Annotated in this window: 4 protein-coding genes; all 4 read left to right on the top strand. The window is 42.5% G+C overall.

The features are described from left to right. The first annotated feature begins 560 nt into the window (after window positions 1-560). The 4 genes from A3757_RS18250 (at window position 561) to A3757_RS18235 (ending at window position 2211) form a co-directional block, all read left to right on the top strand. Window positions 561-881, top strand: coding sequence for a hypothetical protein (locus tag A3757_RS18250; RefSeq protein ID WP_068552933.1), 321 nt, complete (start codon window positions 561-563; stop codon window positions 879-881). A 99-nt stretch (window positions 882-980) separates the two neighbouring features. Further along, complete coding sequence (locus A3757_RS18245; protein ID WP_068511499.1) at window positions 981-1271, top strand: hypothetical protein; 291 nt, start codon at window positions 981-983, stop codon at window positions 1269-1271. Window positions 1272-1457: 186 nt separating this feature from the next. After that, window positions 1458-1790 (top strand): Qac family quaternary ammonium compound efflux SMR transporter, encoded by a 333-nt coding sequence (locus A3757_RS18240; RefSeq protein WP_068553830.1) that lies wholly within the window; start codon window positions 1458-1460, stop codon window positions 1788-1790. 136 nt (window positions 1791-1926) lie between these two features. Further along, the gene (locus A3757_RS18235; protein WP_068553828.1) at window positions 1927-2211 is read left to right on the top strand and encodes a hypothetical protein; all 285 of its coding nucleotides are present in this window, start codon (window positions 1927-1929) and stop codon (window positions 2209-2211) included. Window positions 2212-2482 lie beyond the last annotated feature (271 nt).

Below are 2482 nucleotides of genomic sequence, written 5' to 3'. Positions count from 1 at the left end.
GCAAAACGGCCAGAAAATCATATTCAGCCCCTACAAGCAGTAGGCATATAACCAAGTAATCTTGCGGAACTTCGTGGGCTGTCACCTTGTTTGCAAAAACACGCAAACAAGCCGCCATTCCACTCCGTCGCGCAAATTGCGGCGTTATATGCGCAAAAGTACCAAACACTTGTACGCGGTTTTCTTAGTTTTGTGCAAAGATGGCCTTCTTATAAAGTCAGGTTATCATCAAGGTTCAGTGTTCTAAAAATTAGTTTTTTGCTCAGCGTAATCGGGTCACTTTGATGGGTGGTTTCGTTGACAGTTCAGGTAAGAATTTAGGGTTTATCGTGGTCAAAATCAGATAAACAAAATAAAAATTATTGTATGGTTTATTGCGTCGTTTCTGAGTTCTTAACAATAAATTAAGAGCATAAGGTCAAAAGACTAAAAGCAAAAATCATATAACCAGGCCATCTTTCGGATCTTCGTTTTCTGTCACCGTTTATGCAAAGAAACGCATAAACGTCGCCATAAAACTCATCCCGCAAATGGCGGCGTTATATTTCAGGGAGAATTCAGTGCACGATTTTGTAGGCCGATGGAAAATTAAGTCAATGACAACTTGGCCTCAAGACTACGTTGACCTCGATGAACCCGGTTATTTTGAGTTTACTGAAGATGGATTAGGCCAGTTCGTTTTTGGTGCTGTAAAAGGGTGGCTCGATGTTAGGGTATCTCACCGAACACCTTATCTTGAGTTTAGCTGGCAAGGCACTTGCGAGGGTGATGACCTTTGTGGTCGGGGTAAAATTGAATTTCCTACTCCTTTACAAGGTGACGGTGAAATTTATATTCATTGTGGTGACGAGTCAGGGTTCATCATTGAAAGAAAAATATAACCAGGCCAGCCAACGTCGCCCACAAAGGGCCGTGGGCTGGACTCGCTTCGCTCGCCGTTGCTGGCGGCGTTATGTGTATTAATGAATGGAATTCTTGCAATGAGCAAAGTAAAAATATTGGAGTATCCTAAGAAAGGAGAACCTGATTATAGCCATCTTAACCTCGTTGTAGAGTTTTTGCTTAGCTCAGGAAATAAGTCTGCCAACGAATATATTTGGGGTGTAAACAGAACGGGATACTTTTGTCACTTGGTCAAGGATATCAACTTCGAAGCTTTACGATTGCACTTTGATATTCCGCCTTCAATAGAGCTAAGTGAAACTGAACAGCGTATTAGCTGCATGAATACTTATACTGACATCAAAGTAACAAAGAAAAAATGCACATAACCAACAGCTCAAACGGACTCCGTAACAATCGCATCATTTTTGTTCCAAAAATGCCGCCATTGTTACTCCTCCGTTTAGCTGGGCGTTAGATGCCCCATGTGCTCACAGCCTCTCCAAAAGAACAAGACTGTTCATTTTTAAAGGGTTAGTTTAATCTTTCGAAAAATATATACATTGGAGAAAACTGTGAAAAACTGGTTATTCTTATCCGCTGCTATTATTTGTGAAGTAATTGCAACATCCAGTCTTAAGTCTAGTGAAGGTTTTACTAAAATCGCCCCATCGCTGCTTGTTATTATTGGCTATGGCGCTGCTTTCTATTTACTTTCACTTACTCTGAAATCAATCCCTGTTGGTATTGCATATGCAGTTTGGTCAGGGCTTGGCATAGTTTTAGTAACTCTAATCGCATGGTTCATGCACGGGCAAAAACTTGACCTTTGGGGGTATGTTGGCATGGGTTTAATCGTTGGTGGCGTTGTTGTTCTCAACTTGCTTTCAAAAACCAGTGCACATTAGTCCAGTATGCATCTAACAAGTTGCACCAGTCGGAAAACCTCCGCTCCGCGGCTTTGTGCATTCGCTTCGCTCATTGTTGCACAAAGCCACTACACTACAGTTTCCGCTGTGCAAGGCGTTAGTTGTAAGTAGGGATATGAAACGAGTAGCAATAATACTTAGTATTTTGTGTGTTTTGGTCTACGGAATTTCTTGGTTTTTCGGTACGCCCTATATTCATATACTCATTGGTATTATGGGTATACAACTTTTCATGTCTCTTGCCTCTGTCGGTGAAAACGAAGAAGAATTGGTCGAGTTAAAAGCACAGGGTAGCTGGGTTCGTGAATGGCATGTCTGGGTTCTGCTTGCGTGTATTTTTTCTGGGCTGGTAGTCGCAGAATATTACTATCCAGTACTAGAGAGCTTTGGGGCAAAATGACAACTAACAAGTTTATCAAACATCGTTCCGGCCACAAAAACACGTGGCCTGCACTGGACGCGCAAAAAGACGCGCGCCGTTTATAAAAGCGTTGGTATGACTCCCCACGTCAAGAGGCCCGCACAAAATCCTGCCGGAACCTCGGCCAGAGCCTTTCTTTTTAATTAACATTCTTCCCGTTAGGGAAGCGTCAACGCATCAGATGAAGCAAGTAATTTCGACGGTGATCATGCTGGTATTCGTGGGTTGCTAACGCGACGCGTTAACCTAT

Source organism: Oleiphilus sp. HI0117, assembly GCF_001635235.1.
The sequence above is the reverse complement of the archived record's forward strand: the minus strand, read 5'-3'. Positions and strand labels throughout refer to the sequence as shown.